Source organism: Cyanobium sp. Candia 9D4 (genome assembly GCF_024346155.1).
Lineage (GTDB): Bacteria > Cyanobacteriota > Cyanobacteriia > PCC-6307 > Cyanobiaceae > Cyanobium > Cyanobium minutissimum.
This window is the reverse complement of record NZ_JAGQCK010000006.1, coordinates 39,461-57,101: the sequence shown is the minus strand read 5'-3', so window position 1 is coordinate 57,101 and position 17,641 is coordinate 39,461. Positions and strand designations below refer to the sequence as shown.

The window sequence follows — 17,641 nt, the reverse complement described above, 5'->3', positions numbered from 1 at the left end:
GGTTTCCGGTCCGTGGAAGGACAGCCCGGGGAAGGAACGGCGGGAGGGATTGCGGCCGGCTGGGCCGACCGCGACTAGGCAATCCGCTGGAGATTGTCGTTCTCACACAGCAATAGTGTGATGGCGGAATGGATCATGGCCCTGGCAATCCCTGCACCCTTTGAGGTTACTGCCCGTTCAAGGTGAGAAGGGGACCGCCTGGTGCCGATCCAGCCACAGGCCAAGGACCAGCTCCAGCAGCAGCAGGCCGAGCTCCAGGGGCAGGCCCCGCAGGAGCAGGGCCGCCCCCAGCAGGGCGGTGGCCCCGATGTAGAGCAGGGCCACCCGGGCATGGGGCCAGCCGGCCTGATGCAGGCGCTGGTAGAGGTGCAGGCGATGGGCCTGGAAGATCGGCTGGCCCGCGGCCAGCCGGCGCAGGACGCAGAGGCAGGCGTCCCCCAGGAGCGGGAAGCCCGCCAGCAGCAGCCCCAGGGCCAGGGCCGGTGTGGTTTGCTGCAGCACCATCCCGGCGAACACCGCCCCCAGGAAGGTGCTGCCCACATCTCCCATGAACACCCGTGCCGGGCTCCAGTTCCAGGCCAGGAAGCTCAGCAGGGCCCCGATCAGCGGCAGCAGGCCATGGCCGCCGTCGGGGGCCATGGCCAGGGCGGCCACCACCAGCAGCACGGCGGCACAGCCGGCGACGAGCCCGTCGAGCCCGTCGCTGAAGTTGACGAAGTTGATCACCGCCGTGGCCGCGAAGACCGCCATCGGCACCAGCCACCACGGCAGGGACAGGGGTGTGATCGCCACCAGGGCCACGGCCGTGGCGATCTGCACCCCGTAACGCCAGGCGGCCGGCAGGTCGAGGCGGTCGTCCAGCAGGCCCACCAGGGCCAGCGGTAGGCAGATCAGCGGAATCCAGGCCGGCCAGCCGCCCCCCGCCAGGGGAGCCAGGGCGCAGCCGACGAGCACGAAGGCCAGGCCCCCGCCCCTGGGGGTGGGACGCCGGTGGGAGCTGCGGGCGTTGGGCTGATCCACCAGCCGGCGCCGCAGCAGGGGCAGGAGGCGGTGCAGCAGCAGCGCCCCGAGGCCGGCGCCCAGCAGCAGGAAGGCCGGGCCGTGCAGGACGGTCATGGCACCAGCGGCAGCACGGGAAAGGGTTCGGGGGATCCCCCCAGGAGCCTGTGGGCCGGCGTGAAGCCGGCCAGGTCGGCGCCCATCCGCAGCACCGCCTCGAAGCGCTTCGGGGAGAGCAGCAGCAGCGGCGAGGCCAGGGCCAGGAACAGGCGCGGCGGCAGGGCCAGCAGGCGGCAGTGGCGGGCCCGATCCCCCGGTGCGGTCGCCTCCTGGAGGCGCCGCAGCATGGCCGCGTAGGTCAGGGTGTCGTCGCCGCCGAGGGGGAGGTGCACCGGCTGGGACGGGTCGAAGCCGTCCTCGGCCAGGCGGTCGGCCAGGTGCAGGGCCACGGCGGCCAGCTGGCGGCAGTGGATGGGCTGCCGCAGTCCTCCTTCGCCGGGCAGGGGCAGCAGGGGCAGGCGGCGCAGCAGCTGGCGCAGCCGGCTGAGGTTGCGATCGCCCAGGGGGCCGGCCTGGCCGTAGATGAGCGTGGGGGCCAGGATCCGCAGGGGACGGGTGTGGGCGGCACACGTCTGGGCCAGGGACGCCTCCGCCTGCCGCAGCCGCTGCACCAGATCCCGGTCGAAGCGGTTGGCGGCGAAGCGCTTGGTGATCACCGAGGAGGAGGAGCAGGCGACCACCCCCTGCAGCCGCCCGAAGCCGGCCGGGTCACGGCGGGCCCAGCGGTCGAGCCAGGGGGCGAACGACCAGATCGGGGCGAAGCTGACCAGCAGCCCCGCCGGCAGCTCGGCCCCGGCGCCGGTGTCCTCCAGGTCGCAGCGCAGGAACGGCGGCGCTTCGCCGCCGCCGGCCGGGGGCAACGGTTCCCGTCGGCCCGCCACCACCAGCTCCCGCCCCGCAGCCCGAGCGATCAGGGCCTGACCGCTCGGGCTGGTGGCCCCGAAGAGCGTGATCGGCGCAGGTATGGGGGGGGCCAAGGGGATCAGACGCAGTCGTTGCCGTCGAGGCGCCCGTCCCATCCGGTCAGGCGCCAGAGGGAGGCCCGCAGCTGGTCGCGCCAGAGGCGCAGCTGGGATTCGGGCCGCAGATCACCAGTTTCAGCTTCGGAGCCGACCACCCGCCAACCGGTGCCGGCGTAGACGATCCGGGCGATCGCCATGGTGCGATCCATGTGGGTCGGGGCGGTCACGATCGTGACCTGGCCGGGTTTCGGCCACGTCTCCAGCAGCTTGGCCAGATGGGTGACCAGGCCCACCGTGTCGCAGGCCGGCAGCAGCCGCACGATCCTGGAGGTGTCCCGGGGCCAGAGCTGGCGGTTCCTGAGGTGGTTGGTGGTGATGGCCTGGTACTCGGCATTGCCCTGGAGCACCAGATAGGACCCCGGCCGATCGCGCCAGAGGAGCATGGCGGACTGGCTGCGCCAGGGATCCTCGATGAAGGCGGAGATGACGTCCGGGCCCGAGGTGGCGCCCTTCGGGACGTTGGTGACGGCCTGGCGCGAGGGCCGGGGGGAGGTGCCCCGCGTCCCCTGCCAGGCGGGCGCGAAGAACCAGGCAAGGGCTCCGGCGACGCCCAGGGCCAGGATCCCCAGCCGGGTCTTGCGATTCCACCAGAGCCGTTGCAGCAGCGAGCCCTCCCTCTGCCGCGGCTTCTTCTTGCGGACCCGTTTCCGCCGCGGTTCCGGGTCGGCCCCTGGTGGCCTCTCCTCCTCGGGCAAGGGAATCGCTGCGCAGGCCTGGCCAAGCTTATCGGTCCCGTCCGGGGGGCTTCCGCCGCCGCCCCGCCCCGGGCCGGCGGCTCCAGAGTCGCCGGACGTAGCGAAGGCCGAAGGGGAGCCACCAGAGCCAGCCGAAGGCCCGGCGGTAGGCCAGGGCGACCTCCTGCAGCCGCCGGCCGGTCTGCTGGCCGCTGGCCCCCGCTTCCCCCATGTGGACCAGTTCCAGATCCAGGCCCCTGGGCGTCAGGTCGCGGCTGGTGCTGAGGCGCAGGAAGTAGTCGAGGTCGGCGGAGAGCCGGAAGGGTTCGGCGTAGTGATCGAGCCGCCGGCGGGCCCCGGGGCCGATCAGGGTGGCCTGGTGGGGGGGGGTGGAGCCCAGGAACAGGCTGAGGCGGAAGGCCCGGCAGCTGGAGAAGGCGGTGCGCCGCCCCAGGCGCGTGGCCCCGTCCGGCCCCTTGCCCGCATAGCGGCCGCAGCAGACCACCAGATCCGGTGGCTGGCCGCCGCGGGGCCCCCGCTGGGTCGCCTCCATGGCCTCCTCGAGCACGGTGCGGGAGGGTGCCCAGTCGTCACTGCCCCAGAACAGCAGCCAGTGCTCCGCCGGCGCGGCCCGGAAGCCCTGGTTCATGGCGCCGAAGATGCCGGGGAGGGCCGGATCCTGGGGCTGCCAGCGGAAGCGGTGGTCCCGGTGGCAGAGGGCCTCCAGCCAGGCCCGGTGCTCCGGCCCGCTGGGCCCGTCGATGAACAGCACCCGCCAGTGGGGCCAGCTCTGGCGCTGCAGGGAGTTCACCAGCCGCGGCAGCAGGTGGTGGGAATCGAGGGTCGGAACGATCAGGCTGAGCCCGGTGTCGGCGCCTGAGGGTGTGGTGGCGCCGGTGGCGGGGCCCGGTGGCGGCGTGGCGTTCACCCCTGCCGGCGGATCAGCACGTCGCCGAGCACGAGCAGGTCCATGCGGGTGCGCAGGAAGCAGTCGAGGGCCTGGGCGGGGGTGCAGACGATCGGTTCGTTCTCGTTGAACGAGGTGTTGAGCACCATCGGCACGCCGGTGAGGTCGGCGAAGGCGCGGATCAGGCGGTAGTAGCGGCCGTTGTCGGCGGCATTGACGGTCTGGAGCCGGCCGCTGCCGTCCACGTGGGTGACGGCCGGGATGCGGGCCCGCTGCTCCTCCCGGATCGGATACACCTGCATCATGAAGGGGACCTCCCCGTCGAGGCTGAACCACTCGCCCACCGCCTCGGCGAGCACCGAGGGGGCGAAGGGGCGGAAGGATTCCCGGCGCTTGATCTTGAGGTTGAGGATGTCCTTCATGTCGGCGCGGCGCGGGTCGCCGAGGATCGAGCGGTGGCCCAGGGCCCTGGGTCCCCATTCCATCCGGCCGTCGAACCAGCCGATCACCAGACCTTCGGCGATCGCCGCGGCCACCTGCTCGCACAGGACCCCCTCCTCCGGCCGCTGCAGGCTGCAACCGGCCTGCTCCAAGGCCGTGCGGGTGTCCGCTCTGGCCAGCAGCTCCTCCACTTCACCGGCGGCCGGCTGGCTGCCCAGGTAGGCATGGCGCATCGGCGTGGAACGGGGTCCACCCAGGCCGTGCCAGACCTCGAGGGCGGCGCCGAGGGCACCCCCCGCATCGCCGGCGGCGGCCTGGACGTAGACGCGCCGGAAGGGGGTGGCCAGGGTCACCTTGCCGTTGGCCACCGAGTTGGCGCCGCAGCCCCCGGCGATGCAGAGTTGGTCGCTGGGGTGGCTGCGGTGCAGGGCCCGCAGCAGGTGGAAGAAGGCCTCCTCGTACATCGCCTGGGCCGAGCGGGCGATGTCCATGTGGTGCTGCTCCAGCGGCTGATCCGCGCGGCGGGCGGGGCCGAGCAGGGCTTCCAGCTCCGGGCTCCAGTGGCTGCCCACCACAGGGGCGCCGTTGCTCCACTGGTGGGGCAGCTTCTGGGTGGCGTGCAGGAAGTAGCGCAGATCCAGGCGGTAGGTGCCGTCGTCCTGCAGCCGCACGATGCGGCGCATCGCCTCCATCCGGGTGGGCTGGCCGTAGGGCGCCAGCCCCATCACCTTGTATTCGTCGCCGTAGTTGGGGAAGCCCAGGTACTGGGTGATCGCCGTGTAGAAGGCGCCGAGGGAATGGGGGAACCAGATCTGGCCATCGAGGCTGAGCTGGTTCCCCCGGCCATACCCCCAGGCACCGCTGGCGAAGTCACCGAAGCCGTCCACCGAGATCACCGCCGCCTCCTCGAAGGGGGAGGCGAAGAAGGCCGAGGCCAGGTGGGCCCGGTGGTGCTCGACGAAGTGCAGCTGCGCACGGATCGCCGTCCCGGGGAAGGCCTGGGCCAGCTGCTGGCCCAGATCGGCCCGTTCCCGCTTGTTGCGCCAGCGGGCGACCAGGAAGCGGGGATCGGGACGGTGGCCCAGGGTGTAGGCCACCTTGCGCCAGCGGTGGGCCCCCGGCTGGGAATTGATGGCGACGTGGTCGAGGTCGGCCGGCTCGACGCCGGCATCGGCGAGGCACCAGGCGATGGCCTCCGATGGGAAGCCGGCCCAGTGCTTGATGCGGCGGAAGCGCTCCTCCTCGGCGGCGGCGACGATCACCCCGTCCCGCACCAGGGCGGCGGCCGCATCGGCGTGGAAGGCATTGATGCCCAGGATGAGCGTCATGGAGCTGGGGAACCGGACGGCGGGTGGTGGACGGGCTGGGCGGATGGGGCCCCGCGAAGGGAGATCGGCGGAACCCTGCTCCGGTCCCGGGCACTGGAGCCGTCCCGATGGTTCCCACCACCCGGTCGGCCTCGGCTTCCACGGACGGCTGGCCGGATCAAGGGAGGAAAACGTTCAGCGGATGACACGGCGGAGGCGGCGTTCGCCCGCGGAATGATTCTAGGCGACCTTTCCGGAGCCATCCCCGCCATCGCGGGCGGCCACGCCGGGAACCGGCTCATGGGCGGGGCGCCGGCGAAAGGCTGAGGCCGAGGTGCACCTCCAGCCAGTGCTGCAGCACCATCAGGCTCCAGCGCCGGTACCAGGGCGCCAGATCGATCCCCCGGGGGGTGGAGGGCAGCCGCAGGGCCAGGGGCGAGGCCGGGTCGTCCAGCCACAGCTGGAACGGAAAGCGGAACCCCTGCTTGGGGCGGTTCAGGAACCAGTCGGGCAGCTCCGGCACGCTGCGGGCCAGCAGCTGCTTGCCCTCCGCCAGGCGCAGGGCGGTGGGAATCGGGGCCAGCCGGCGCTGCAGCCGGGCATCCACCAGGGGCAGGCGCAGCTCCAGCCCGGCGGCCATCGCCATCACGTCGCTGTCCGGCAGCAGCTGGTTGCGCAGGTAGCGGCTGCCCTCCAGCCAGGCCACCCCTTCGCGGCCCCCCGGCGCTGCACCGCCGCCCGTGCCGCCCCCGACCCCGCCGCCATCGGCGGCCGACGGCACGCCCCCGGGCTCGGGAGGGAGCCCCCAGTGCGCCAGCAGACGATCGCTCTCGGAGCGGGAGAACAGGCCTCGGAAGCAGCCGTAGGCCTCCGCCAGGGAGGCAGGCGCTTCCAGGAGTGCGCTGATCCGCTGCAGCCGGGCGCGGCGCCCCTGGGGCAGCCGCTGCAGCAGCCACGCCGCCGCCGGACCGGCGGGACCGATCAGGCGCCGCCAGCGCCGCAGCTTCGGCACCATCCGGAAGCTGGGGTAGCCGCCGAACAGCTCATCCCCGCCCAGACCGGAGAGGGCCACCTTCAGCCCGTGCTCCGTGGCCAGCCGGGAGACACACCAGGTGTTGTAGCCATCGATGGAGGGCTGGTCCTGGCTGGCCAGGAAGGCCGGCAGCCACTGGCGGGCCTGGTCGGCGCTGAGGTTCAGGGGGGTGTGATGGGCTCCGAAGTGGGCGGCGATGCGGGCCGCCGGCCCCGATTCATCGAACGTGCCGGCACCCGGCGTCTCGAAGCCGATCGTGAACGTATGCAGGCCCCGGGGGGCGAGCGCCAGCAGGGAGGCGGAATCGAGCCCGGCACTGAGGAACAGCCCCACCGGCACATCGCTGACCATGTGGGCCGCCACCGAATCCTCGAGGGCCGAGCGGGTGAGGGCCACCGCCTCGGCGGTCCCCATGGCGGCGGTGCCGGTGGCGCCGACGAGGCTCTCCGGCAGGGCCCCCCAGGGCCGCAGCGTCAGCCGACCCTGGCGCCAGGTGGCGGCGTGGCCACAGGGGAGGCGCTCCACCCCTTCCACCAGGGTGTCGGGCTCGCTCACCGAGCCGGTGGCCAGGTATTGCCCCAGGGCCCGGCGGTTCAGGCACGGCGCCTCGCCGTCGGCGGCCAGCAGGGCCCGCAGCTCCGAGGCGAAGGCCAGGGACCCCCCGGGCCCGCGGCGCAGGTAGAGGGGCTTGATGCCGTGGGGATCGCGGGCGAGCAGAGCCCTGTGCTCCCGGGCGTCATAGAGGCAGAAGGCGAACATGCCCCGCAGCGCCTCCAGCCCGTCCAGGCCCCGGCTCACCAGCCAGGCCAGCAGCACCTCCGTGTCGCCGCTGCCCCGGAAGCGCTGCCCCTCCGCCTCGAGCCGGCGGCGCAGTTCGCCATGGTTGTAGATCTCGCCGTTGAACACCAGCTGCCAGCGGCCGCAGGCGGAGGCCATCGGCTGGTGGCCCAGGGGGGAGAGATCCAGGATCGCCAGCCGCCGGTGCACCAGGCAGGCGTTGGCGTCCTGCCAGACGCCGGCATCATCCGGCCCCCGGTGGGCGAGTCGCGGGCCGACCCTGGCGGCGAAGTCGCCCGGGTCCTTCCCCAGCTGGCCCGCGATGCCGCACATGGCCCTAGGCCTCCCGCAGGGAGGGAATCCTCCCGGGGGCGACCGCCTCCAGGTGGGCCCGGAAGGTGCGCCGGGCCGCCTGGGGGCTCGCCTGCTCCCGCACCCAGCTGAGCGCGCCGGCGGAGAGGCGCCCGCGCCGGTCCCGATCGACGCTGATCGCCGCGATCGCCGCCGCCATGGCGGCGGGATCACGGGCCACCAGCTGGCCGGTGCGGTCGTCGATCACGTAGTCCTCCGGTCCGCCGCAGCGGGTGCTCACGACCGGGACGCCACAGGCCATGGCCTCGAGGGCGGCGATGCACAGCCCCTCCTGGTGGGACGGGATCACGAACACATCCAGCGTCTGCAGCACCTCCGCCAGGGCGGCGGGGGCCAGGCAGGGGAGGCAGCGCACCCGATCGGCCAGTCCCATCGCCACCAGGGGGCCGCGCAGGCGGTCGACGTCCTGCTCGCCCGCCAGAACGAGTTCGACGGGGTGGCCGGCGGCGACGAGGCGGGCCACGGCCTCCAGCAGCAGGGTGATGTGCTTGCGGGGGTCCCCGTAGCGCCCGGCGAAGCCGACGCGCCAGGGCACCAGCCGCTCCGGGGCGGGGAGGAAGACGGCGGGATTCACCGGCATCCGCATCACCCCGTCCATCGGCCGGTGGGCCAGCGCCTCGAGGGCCCGGGCCGTGTAGCCGCTCAACGCCAGGATCCGGCCCCGGGGGGCCCGCAGCACCTGGCGCTCCAGCCGCTGCAGCACCGGTCCGTTGAGCATCCGGTCGAGCAGCCGCCGGGGCCGGGAGAAGCCCCGGACGCGATCGACCCGATCCTCCTTCCAGGGAGTGGCCACCCAGGCCAGGAACGGGATCCCCAGGCGGGCGAAGGGGACGGCGCAGAGGGGATTGCCCGTCACCGAGAGGTGCAGGTCGCAGCCGGCCACCAGCTCCCTCCAGGCCCGCCGCGGCAGGTAGTGGGTGAACTCCAGCTCCGGCAGCCAGGCCCCCAGGCCATGGCCGTCATGGTCGCCGTAGACGCACCGTTCCATCCGGCCGGGGCGCCGGCCGCTGGCGAGCGCGTGCAGCGGCACCGACAGACGGGGATGGGTGCTCCAGGGGGCGTACCAGGCGAACACGGGCTCGATGTCGAGCTCCTCGAGCATCCGGGTGACGGCGGTGGTCATGGCGGGCACGCCGCCGTCCACCGGTTCGATGGTGCTGACCAGGGCCCGGGGCCGCCTCATTGCCTGAGCCAGCCGAACAGTTCGCGGTTGTCGCGGACCCAGCGGATCAGGTGGCGCACGCCGGCATCAACGCTGATCTCCGGCGTCCAGCCCAGCTGCTCGGCGGCCTTGCTGACATCGCAGATGAACACGGGCTGGTCGCCCGGGCGGGACTGGCCGCTGAGGGGCGTGAGCGTGATCGCCAGCTCCTCCTCCAGAAAGCGCAGCAGATCCCGCAGGCAGAGGGTGTTGACCGGCCCGCCGCCGATGTTGAAGGCCTGGCCGCTGATGCGGTCGCGGCTGTGCCAGGCGGCCTCGTAGGCCCGGGCCAGGTCGCGCACGTCGAGCACGTCGCGGGTCTGCCAGCCGTCGCCGTAGAGGGTGATCGGCCGCTCCAGCAGGGCGGCGATGCTGAACCAGGCCACCCAGCCCTGGTCCTCGATGCCGAACTGGCGGGTGCCGTAGATGCACGACTGGCGGAAGGCGCAGGTGTGCAGGTCGTAGATGCGGGCGTAGTCGATCGTGTACTGGTCGGCCACCCCCTTGGAGCAGCCGTAGGGGGAGTGGAAATCAAGGGGCTGGCTTTCCGGCACCCCGGACGGCAGGTCGCGGAAGCGATAGCCGTGGGGGGTCATCTCCACCGGCACCGTTTCCATGCCGCCGTAGACCTTGTTGGTGGAGGCGTAGAGCACGAAGCTCTCGGGGGAATGGAGCCGTACGGCCTCCATCACGTTGAACGTGCCCAGGGCGTTGATCTCGAAATCATCCCGGGGGTTGGTGTAGGAGGTGGTCACCGCCACCTGGGCGGCCAGATGCAGCAGCATCGAGGGGCGCACGGCGGCCACCACCTCCGCGAGGGCGTCGGCCTGGCGGATGTCGATCCGGTGGAAGGCGATGGCGGGATGCTGGTCGAGGAGCCAGCGGAGGTTGTCCTCGGTGCCCCGGCGGGAGAGGTTGTCGAGGATCGCCACCTCCCACCCCAGGGAGGCGAAATGCTGGGCGGCGTTGACGCCGATGAATCCGGCGCCGCCGGTGATCAGGATCGAAGGCATCGAGAAGAGCGGGGCGGGGGAATCAACGAAGGACTCGAAGGGGGCAGTCCGGCGGTCCGGCCGGACCTTAATCCAACTGCCAGATCCTGCAGGGCCCTGTGGGCATTCACGGGGGAGTCGAGAGGCTGCAGCGGCCCTCCAGGAGCATCAGATGGAGCAGCAGTTCGGCATACATGCGTTGCTGGGCGTAGGCCCAGCCGCGCCAGCCCTCCAGGAGCCCCCCCTTCCAGATCAGGCAGAACAGCAGGGCCGCCAAGGGGGCCAGGGGAGTGTGCTTGCGCAGCCGATCCGCCGGGGACAGCTGGCTGGAGGGGGTGGCCCGCAGCTTGGCCGCCTCGATCGCCAGGTAGGAGCCCTGGGAGGCCAGCCAGCGCTGCAGGGGTTTGCGGTCGTCGTGGAAGATCGGCTGCCGCAGCCGCCCGACGGGTCCCGACAGGACGATGCGGTGGCCGTGGCCGTCGTTGCGATAGCGGCCCAGTTCCGGGCGATAGAGGCTGGTGCGGGGGGGCAGCATGCCGCTGCGCAGGGGCCGGCCGCCGATGCAGTAGCGGAACGGGATGGCATAGCCCGCCATCGCGGAGGCCGCCGGATCCCTGATCACCGCCTGGATTTCAGCAGCCAGCGGCGGCGGGATCAGATAGTCCGCATCCAGGCTCAGCACCCAGGGGGAGGTGATCTGGTCGAGGCCGAAGTTGCACTGGTCGGCGAAGCTGTCGAAGGGCCGAAGCAGCACCCGGACCGCCCCGTGGCCGGCGAGGATCGCGAGGGTGGCATCGCTGCTGCCGCTGTCGATCACCAGAATGGAATCCAGCCAGTCCAGGTGGGCGAGGGTGCGGCCGATGTTGGCCTCTTCGTTGTGGGTCAGGATCAGGGCGGTGAGGAGCGGCGCGGCGGGCTCGTTCCGACTCATGTCTGGGGCTGGGAGTGCTGCTCCAGGAGGATCTGCTGCCGGCGTCGCTGCTCCTGCCACAGCGCCCACTGCTCCTGCTGCTGGGACACCAGGGTGGGAATGGCCAGGAAGGAGCCGAGGGACAGGCTCATCAGGATGAGCACGAAGGGGTCGCCGTAGAGCTGGGCCGCCGAGAAGAACGCCGGCACATTGGCCAGGGCGAAGGACATCAGCCCCATCAGCAGGGCCGAGGTGGACTGGGGCAGTTGCTTCAGCAGCCGGAAGTTGCGCAGCAGCACGAGGCCCAGCAGCACCAGGATCACCCCGAGCACCACCATGCCGGGGACCCCCAGTTCGAGGATGAGGCGGCCGCCGCCCCCCTCGGACACGAAGCCCACGCTCTGGATGGCATCGCGGGCCGCATTCCTCACCAGGCCCCCCGTGCTGGCCCCGGCACCCACCCCCATGCCGATGCCGTCGGAGATCTCGATGGCCCGCAGGGTGGCGCCGATGCCCTGGGAATCGAAGCGCTCGACCAGATCCTGCTGGATGGTCAGGGAGCGGTTGGTGTACTCGCCGAAGTTCTCCCCCAGATTCTCGGAGAGGATGAAGGCATAGAGGGGGTAGGCGATCCCGGCCACGCCGAGCACGCTCGAGATCACCCGCTCCTTGGAGGCGGGGCTGGCCCGGCGGCTGAAGAGCAGCAGATAGACGGCGACGAAGGCCAGGATCAGCACCTGGGCCTTGCGCCGGCCGGTGAGGATCGTCAGGAAGGCGAAGCCCGCCGCCAGCAGCAGCAGCCCGAACTGGTTGGTGGGTTTCTGGCTGGCGATGCCCATCGAGGCGGCGATGCAGGCTGCCGCCGAGAGCTGCCAGGAGGCGATCTCACTGGTGCGCCAGAAGCCGGAGGCCCCCTGGGCGGAGAAGCCGTGGCGGAAGGTGATCAGCAGACCCTCGCCCACTTCCTGGAGGGTGGGATGGTCGACCCCCTGGAAGCTGAGATAGACGGTGAAGGCCATCACCGTCGAACCGATCAGGTAGAGCGTTAGCAGCCGCCTGAGGAACGGCAGGGAGCAGCCCACCTGGAAGCCCACCCAGAGGCCGAAGGCCGGGGCCAGATAGAAGGCGGCGCCGATGGCGGTGAGGCGGATGTCGGAGAAACGGGCGAAGCTGTTGAGGCTCTGCAGGGCGATCAGGGCGAAGTAGATCGTCACCCAGCCATCGAACTGCGGCACCGTCCAGAACATGGCCCGCAGGTTGAAGCGGCCCGCCCGCTCCAGCATCACCGCGCCGCACAGGGCAAAGCCGACCAGCACCAGGCCGACCATGTAGCCCGGCTGGTCCGGGGTGATCTTGCGCAGGGGATCCTGCACGAAGCCGATCAGCAGGGTCACCATCAGGCCCGCCCGCCAGTCGCCGTCGAGCAGCACGGCGGCCAGGGCGCCGAAGAGCACGATCAGCAGCAGGATGGTCATCGGCCGGCGGAGGAGTTCAGCACCTGGCGGTAAGCGTCACGCAGCTGAAGGGCGATCGTGCTCCAGGAAAAATCCATCTGAGCCAGATTAAGGGCGGACGCCCGCATTGACAGGGTGGGCCGCTCCAGCGCGGTGGCCAGGGTGCGGGCGAGGGCTTCGGGGTCGCTGCCGCAGACCAGGCCGGCGCCGCAGCGCTCCACATCGGCCGCCACGGCCACCTCGGGGGACAGAATCACCGGGGTGCCGGCGGCGAGGGCCTCCACGGCGGCGATGCCGAAGTTCTCCGCCGCCGACGGCAGCACGTACCAGTCGGCCGTCTGCAGCGCCTGCCACTTGGCCTCCCCCTCCACGAACCCCAGCCAGCGGCAACGGGCCTCCAGGCCCAGCCGCCGGCTGCGCTCCTGCAGGCCGGCGACGTAGCGCGGCTCCCCGTCGCCGGCGATGGCCAGCTCCCAGGGCGCCTCCGGCCGGTGCCGCTGCAGCAGGGCCAGGGCGTCCAGCAGGTTCTCCAGCCGCTTCTTGGGGTGCAGCCGGGACAGGAACAGAAAGCGGACCGGCGTGGTGCCGTCCCGGTCGCCCGCCGCCGCCGCCGCAGGGCCGCGCACCCCCAGGGGCAGCACCAGGGCGGGGGGAGCCAGGCCGAGGGCGGCGGCCTCGTCCCGCTCGGCACAGGTGGTGAAGTGCAGGGCGGCCGCCCGCTGCAGGTTGCGCCGTTCGATCAGGCCCAGCATCAGCCGCTTGCGGCCGCGGCTCTGGGCCAGGCTCCACGGGCTCAGCTGGCCGATGCTGCGCAGGATGTAGGGAACGCCGGCCCAGCGGGCCTGGGCCATGGCGCTGGTGGAGGGGTAGGAGAACAGGGCATGGATGTGCAGCAGGTCGTAGTCCTTCAGGTGGCGGGCCAGCCAGAGACTGAGCCCGGGACTGATGGCGAACTCCCGCAGGGCGGCGACGGGCGGACTCCAGCGGGGAAAGGCCAGCACCGGCACCCCCCGGTGCTGCTGCCAGCGGCCGGTGACCAGGTCGGGGTGCAGCCCCGGGCCGTGGTCGTTGGTGGTGAGGATGGCCGCGTCCACCTCCCGGAGCCGCAGGGCCGCCACCATCTCGACCACGGCCCGGCTGGGGCCGCCCCGCAGCGGGCTGATCGAGGGGATGACATGAAGCACCCTCATGGCGCCGGGCGAATCGCCAGGAAATCGTCGAAGGCCGCCCCCCAGGCTCCTGCCACCGCCGGGGCGGCATAGGCGGCGATGGCGTCACGGTGGTGGCGATGGCGCTCCCGGAACCAGCCGCCCCGCTCCCGCAGGGCCACCAGGGCGTCGAAGATGGCCGCGCTGCTCTCGATGTCGCAGTAGATCCCCTTCTCCAGGCCTTCGACGATCGCCTGCAGCGGGTTGCCGGCCGGCCCGGCCACCAGCACCGGCGTGCCATGGGGCAGGTATTCAAAGAACTTCGAGGGCAGGTTGTCGGTGTGGCGCGGGCCGATCAGCACCAGCAGGCCATCGGCGGCCTCCGCCAGCTGGTGGGAGCGTTCGTTGCTGACGGGGGCGTGGAGCGTGACGTCCTGGCGCAGGAGCGGGTCGCTGCGAATGGCCGCCCGGGCCGCTTCGTAGAGGTAGCCGTAGAGCAGGATCCGCAGCCCGCCGTGGGCCTCGGCCCGCCAGCGCCGCACGGCCTCCAGCAGCGGCTCGATCGGCCGCCAGGGGCCCAGGTTGCCAGGGTGGAACAGCGTCAGCGGCGCCAGGGGTCGCGCCGGTGTCTCCCTGTCGGCCGGTCCGCCGCCCACGCCGGCAGGCGGGACCGCGGAAGCCTCACCGGGATCGAAGCAGTCCGGCAGGAACCGGGCCGGCGTGTCGCCCAGCAGCCCCTGCTCCCGGTAGCGCTCCAGGGTGAGGGGCGAGGCGAACACGGCCCCGGCGGCGGCGGCCAGCACGGCCCGCTGGCGCTCGGGGTGGGCCGGGTGGAAACGGCCCTTCTCCCGGTGGCCGAAGGGATCGTCGTAGATGGCGATGAAGGGCTTGCCGAGCTGGCCGGCCACCTCGAGGGCCACCTCGAGCACGCGGAAATCCGGGCAGATGCCGGCCACCGCATCAAAGGGAAGGCGCGCCGCCGTCTCCAGGGCGGTGGCCCGGAGGCCTTCGAGGGCATGGGTCTGGGGGTCGTGGCGCCCCAGCTGCTCCAGGCGCCGGTGGACCAGCTGGCGCAGGCCGAACCAGAGGTGGAGCGGCGAGCCGCGACGGCGCCGGTTCCTGCGGATGGCGCAGCGCTGCGAGCGGGACACCTGCCGGCTGTAGTGGCAGAAGCGTTCCTGCTCGGGGAAGGGTTCCGGGGTGACGGCATCGAGCCGGGGATCGGGGCCGATGACGTGGAACTCCCAGCCGGCCGCCGGCAGATGGGGCAGGAGCTTGGCGTAGCGGCGGGCCTGGACGCCGCCGCCCCCCGGCGGCTGGAGGGAGAGGACCAGGGCTCTGGCCATCTCAGCGCCCCTCCAGCCGGGCCAGCCCCGCCAGGATCCCCTCGGCGGCGTTCCGCACGCTGAAGTGGCTGTTGACGCGCTCCCGGGCCGTCTGTCCCATGGCGGCGGCGGCGGCCGGATCGGCGGCCATCCGGCCCATGGCCGCGGCCAGGGCCACCGGCTGGCCGACGGGGCTCACCAGGCCCGTGCGGCCCTCCAGCACCAGATCCTCGGAGCAGCCCACCTGGTCGCTCACGATCGCCGGCAGCCCGCAGGCCATGGCCTCATTCACCACCAGCCCCCAGGTCTCGCCGTGGTCGGAGGGCAGCACCAGGGCGTCGGCCACCGCATAGGCCGAGGGCATGGCCGACTGGTTCAGGAAGCCGGCGAAACTCACCGGCAGGGCGTGCTGGCGAGCCAGTTCCCGACAGGCCTCCTCCAGGGGGCCGCTGCCCACGATCAGCAGATGCACCGGGTGGCCCAGGGGCTCCATCACCAGCAGCCGCAGCGCTTCAAGCAGGTCGAGGGGCCGTTTCTTGGGCTGGAGCTTGCCGGCGAACAGGAAGCAGAAGGCCTCCCGGGGGACGGACCAGTCCTGGCGCAGCGCGTCCCGGTGGGGGCGCAGGGCCGCGGCCCGCTCCGCGAAGTAGGCGTTGTCGACGAAGTGGGGCGAGGGCACCAGCCGGCTCTGGGGCACACCGAACTGGCGGTACCAGCGGGCATTGGCCGTACCCACCGGAAGGCCCACCGACACCCCCCGGAACAGCAGCCAATAGGTGAGGTTCAGGGGCCAGGGCCTGGGACGGAAGGCGTTGGAATCCATCCGCAGCAGCACCGGCAGGCCCTGCAGCCGGGCGGCGATGAACAGCTGCACCATGCCCAGGAAGTGCCAGCCGGTGAGCAGCAGGGCATCGGGGCGCTGCCGGGCCGGGCCGAAGCCCAGCTCCTTCAGGGGCCGGGCCAGCCAGACGCCCCGGTAGCCGGAGGTGATGCCGCGGCCCCGGCCACTGGCGGCCCGGTGCCAGGGGTAGCCCTCCAGCAGCGGCACGTCCCACTCGAAGGCGACGCCGAAACCCAGCCCCTGGGTGCGGGCGTCCGGGAGGGTGAGGTACAGCACATCCGTGGCCACGCCGGGGGCGGCGGCCAGGGCCAGGAACAGGGGCGTCTGGTACTGGACCGGGTGGCTGCCGGCGATCAGCAGCCGCCGGCGGCGGGTGGGCAGCAGGGCCGGCCCCCTGCGCTGCAGCCGCAGGGCCCAGAGCAGGCCGCGCCCTTCGGCGATCAGGGTGGGGGGGATCCACCAGGGATGGCGCAGGTGGTGGCGACTGCGCACCGACCCCAGCCAGCCGCCCAGGCAGCCCGCCAGGGCCGCCGGCAGGGGCTGGGTGCGCAGCTGGAAGTAGTACCGGCCCACGGCATGGTCGGGCTTCACCGTGGTGAGGTGCTTGCCGTAGCTGCGGGTGCCGCCCCGCTCGGCCCGGAGGTGGTGGATCAGGGCACCCGGCACGTACTGGATCGGATGGCCGGCCTGGCGCCAGCGGAAGGCGAATTCCGCCTCGAAGCGGTAGGCCACCCGCACGAAGTTCTGGTCGAAGCCCCCCAGCTCCAGGGCCAGCCGCCGCGGGATGGCCACGTTGCCCCCCATGAATTCCGCCACGGAGCGGGGCCGCAGGCTGTTGAACAGGAAGGGCCCGTCCTCCGGGTCGCTCTCGCCCCCGTGCCAGGGCTGCAGCACCCGCCCGGCCAGCATGGCGTCGGGGTCAGCGGCACCGGCCCGTTCGTGGGCGTTGAGCAGCTCCGGGTCCGGCAGGATGTCGTCGTCGAGGAACAGCACCCGATCGCCGCGGGCCTCCTGCAGGGCCACGTTCATGGCGCCGGTGATCGAGGGGGTCGGCAGCCGCAGCCACCGGATCCGTCCCTCCGCCTGCCAGGCCGCCAGCCGGGCCTCGCTGTCGGGGTCGTGGCGGGGCGTCTGGTCGACCACCAGCAGCTCGAAGGGGGGCGGATCCAGCGCCAGCAGGGCGGCGACGCTGTCGATCAGCACCTGATCGCGGCCGAAGGTGGGAATGGCGACGCTGAGGGTCATGGCAGGGTGGCCAGCTTGAGCCGGGCCTTGAGGTGCCAGGGGTTGAGGGCCAGGGCCTGGCGCAGGTAGCGGCGGGCCAGGTCCGGGTGCTCACGGATGAGGCAGGCGCCGATGAAGTAGGCCCCATCGGCCTGGCGGCGGGGGTCGGGCAGCGAGCCGCGGCAGTGCTGGCTCAGCGCCTCGGCCTCGGCCAGCACGGGACCCTCCTCCCGGCCTGATCGTCGCGCCTCGGTGGCCGCCACGATCAGACCATGGAACGCGTCCTGTTCCCGGCGCCGGGAGCCGCTGATCGATCCAGGGGAGAGGGTGGCTTCGTAGAGCACCTCCGGCACCACCAGGTGCTTGCCGAGTTCCACCATGCGGCTCCAGAGATCGATGTCCTGGGCGAAATAGAACATCGGCCGATAGCCCCCGGCGCGCTCGTAGGCGCTGCGGCGCATCATCACCGAGCCGTGGATGGCGGGCCCGGTGAGACCATCGGCCAGCTCCGCGGGCTCCGGCGCGTTGACCCGCACCGTGGCCCCCTCCGGCACCACGAGGCGCACGTGGGTGGAGCAGAGGCTGGCTTCGGGATGCTCCTCCAGGCAGCGCAGCTGCCGCTGCAGCCGACCCGGCAGGGAGAGGTCACCGGCGTCCTGGCGGGCGATGAACTGGCCGCGGGCCAGCTGGCAGCCCTCGATCAGGGAGCGGGTGAGGCCCCGTCCCGGCCGATCCAGCACCCGCAGCCGCGGCTCGGCGGCGGCCCGGGCGGCGAGCAGGGCGCCGGTGTTGTCACTGGAGCCGTCGTTGATCACCACGATCTCCAGCTCCACCCCCTCCTGGCCGGTCAGGGAATCGAGGGTCGCGGCGAGGCTGGCGGCGCCATTGCGAACCCCCATCACCACCGACACCTGCGGGGCCGTGCCGGATTCGTGCTCCACAGGCTCGTGCATC

14 protein-coding genes are annotated in these 17,641 nt (G+C 72.5%); all 14 read right to left on the bottom strand.

Annotated elements, in window-relative coordinates:
• Positions 1-177: 177 nt before the first annotated feature.
• A complete protein-coding gene (locus tag KBZ08_RS12390) occupies positions 178-1,116 on the bottom strand; it encodes a glycosyltransferase family 4 protein (RefSeq protein ID WP_254973326.1) in 939 nt (312 codons plus the stop codon).
• A complete protein-coding gene (locus tag KBZ08_RS12385; RefSeq protein ID WP_106220697.1) occupies positions 1,113-2,036 on the bottom strand; it encodes a hypothetical protein in 924 nt (307 codons plus the stop codon). Before KBZ08_RS12385 ends, KBZ08_RS12390 begins: the two co-directional genes overlap by 4 nt.
• Before the next feature lie 5 nt (positions 2,037-2,041).
• A complete protein-coding gene (locus tag KBZ08_RS12380; RefSeq protein WP_254973323.1) occupies positions 2,042-2,776 on the bottom strand; it encodes an ElyC/SanA/YdcF family protein in 735 nt (244 codons plus the stop codon).
• A 28-nt stretch (positions 2,777-2,804) separates the two neighbouring features.
• Positions 2,805-3,683: a glycosyltransferase gene (locus KBZ08_RS12375; protein ID WP_254973321.1), complete on the bottom strand. Its 879-nt coding sequence runs from the start codon at positions 3,681-3,683 to the stop codon at positions 2,805-2,807.
• On the bottom strand, positions 3,680-5,431 hold the full coding sequence (locus tag KBZ08_RS12370; protein ID WP_254973319.1) for a carbamoyltransferase C-terminal domain-containing protein: 1,752 nt from the start codon (positions 5,429-5,431) through the stop codon (positions 3,680-3,682). Before KBZ08_RS12370 ends, KBZ08_RS12375 begins: the two co-directional genes overlap by 4 nt.
• Before the next feature lie 277 nt (positions 5,432-5,708).
• Positions 5,709-7,553: an asparagine synthase (glutamine-hydrolyzing) gene (gene asnB, locus KBZ08_RS12365; protein WP_254973318.1), complete on the bottom strand. Its 1,845-nt coding sequence runs from the start codon at positions 7,551-7,553 to the stop codon at positions 5,709-5,711.
• A 4-nt stretch (positions 7,554-7,557) separates the two neighbouring features.
• Positions 7,558-8,775 carry a glycosyltransferase gene (locus tag KBZ08_RS12360; protein ID WP_254973316.1) on the bottom strand — a complete coding sequence of 406 codons (1,218 nt, stop codon included), beginning with the start codon at positions 8,773-8,775 and terminating at the stop codon, positions 7,558-7,560.
• Complete coding sequence (locus KBZ08_RS12355) at positions 8,772-9,806, bottom strand: GDP-mannose 4,6-dehydratase (protein WP_254973313.1); 1,035 nt, start codon at positions 9,804-9,806, stop codon at positions 8,772-8,774. Before KBZ08_RS12355 ends, KBZ08_RS12360 begins: the two co-directional genes overlap by 4 nt.
• A 106-nt stretch (positions 9,807-9,912) precedes the next feature.
• Positions 9,913-10,716, bottom strand: a complete 804-nt coding sequence (locus KBZ08_RS12350) for a glycosyltransferase family 2 protein (protein WP_254973310.1) — start codon at positions 10,714-10,716, stop codon at positions 9,913-9,915.
• Entirely contained in the window at positions 10,713-12,170 is a 1,458-nt protein-coding gene (locus KBZ08_RS12345) for a hypothetical protein (RefSeq protein WP_106220705.1), read from the bottom strand. The genes KBZ08_RS12350 and KBZ08_RS12345 overlap by 4 nt, the downstream gene beginning before the upstream one ends.
• Positions 12,167-13,339, bottom strand: coding sequence for a glycosyltransferase (locus KBZ08_RS12340; protein WP_254973308.1), 1,173 nt, complete (start codon positions 13,337-13,339; stop codon positions 12,167-12,169). The genes KBZ08_RS12345 and KBZ08_RS12340 overlap by 4 nt, the downstream gene beginning before the upstream one ends.
• Positions 13,336-14,643: a hypothetical protein gene (locus KBZ08_RS12335; RefSeq protein ID WP_254973307.1), complete on the bottom strand. Its 1,308-nt coding sequence runs from the start codon at positions 14,641-14,643 to the stop codon at positions 13,336-13,338. The genes KBZ08_RS12340 and KBZ08_RS12335 overlap by 4 nt, the downstream gene beginning before the upstream one ends.
• Position 14,644: 1 nt before the next feature.
• Positions 14,645-16,708 (bottom strand): glycosyltransferase, encoded by a 2,064-nt coding sequence (locus KBZ08_RS12330; RefSeq protein WP_254973306.1) that lies wholly within the window; start codon positions 16,706-16,708, stop codon positions 14,645-14,647.
• Positions 16,705-17,640, bottom strand: coding sequence for a glycosyltransferase family A protein (locus KBZ08_RS12325; RefSeq protein ID WP_254973305.1), 936 nt, complete (start codon positions 17,638-17,640; stop codon positions 16,705-16,707). The genes KBZ08_RS12330 and KBZ08_RS12325 overlap by 4 nt, the downstream gene beginning before the upstream one ends.
• Position 17,641: the final 1 nt, after the last annotated feature.

Coding starts and splice junctions, on each gene's coding strand:
- KBZ08_RS12360 (WP_254973316.1), bottom strand. CDS start 8,775: ATGAGGCGGCCCCGGGCCCTGGTCAGCACCATCGAACCGGTGGACGGC.
- KBZ08_RS12335 (WP_254973307.1), bottom strand. CDS start 14,643: ATGGCCAGAGCCCTGGTCCTCTCCCTCCAGCCGCCGGGGGGCGGCGGC.
- KBZ08_RS12350 (WP_254973310.1), bottom strand. CDS start 10,716: ATGAGTCGGAACGAGCCCGCCGCGCCGCTCCTCACCGCCCTGATCCTG.
- KBZ08_RS12355 (WP_254973313.1), bottom strand. CDS start 9,806: ATGCCTTCGATCCTGATCACCGGCGGCGCCGGATTCATCGGCGTCAAC.
- KBZ08_RS12325 (WP_254973305.1), bottom strand. CDS start 17,640: ATGCACGAGCCTGTGGAGCACGAATCCGGCACGGCCCCGCAGGTGTCG.
- asnB (WP_254973318.1), bottom strand. CDS start 7,553: ATGTGCGGCATCGCGGGCCAGCTGGGGAAGGACCCGGGCGACTTCGCC.
- KBZ08_RS12345 (WP_106220705.1), bottom strand. CDS start 12,170: ATGACCATCCTGCTGCTGATCGTGCTCTTCGGCGCCCTGGCCGCCGTG.
- KBZ08_RS12390 (WP_254973326.1), bottom strand. CDS start 1,116: ATGACCGTCCTGCACGGCCCGGCCTTCCTGCTGCTGGGCGCCGGCCTC.
- KBZ08_RS12340 (WP_254973308.1), bottom strand. CDS start 13,339: ATGAGGGTGCTTCATGTCATCCCCTCGATCAGCCCGCTGCGGGGCGGC.
- KBZ08_RS12370 (WP_254973319.1), bottom strand. CDS start 5,431: ATGACGCTCATCCTGGGCATCAATGCCTTCCACGCCGATGCGGCCGCC.
- KBZ08_RS12330 (WP_254973306.1), bottom strand. CDS start 16,708: ATGACCCTCAGCGTCGCCATTCCCACCTTCGGCCGCGATCAGGTGCTG.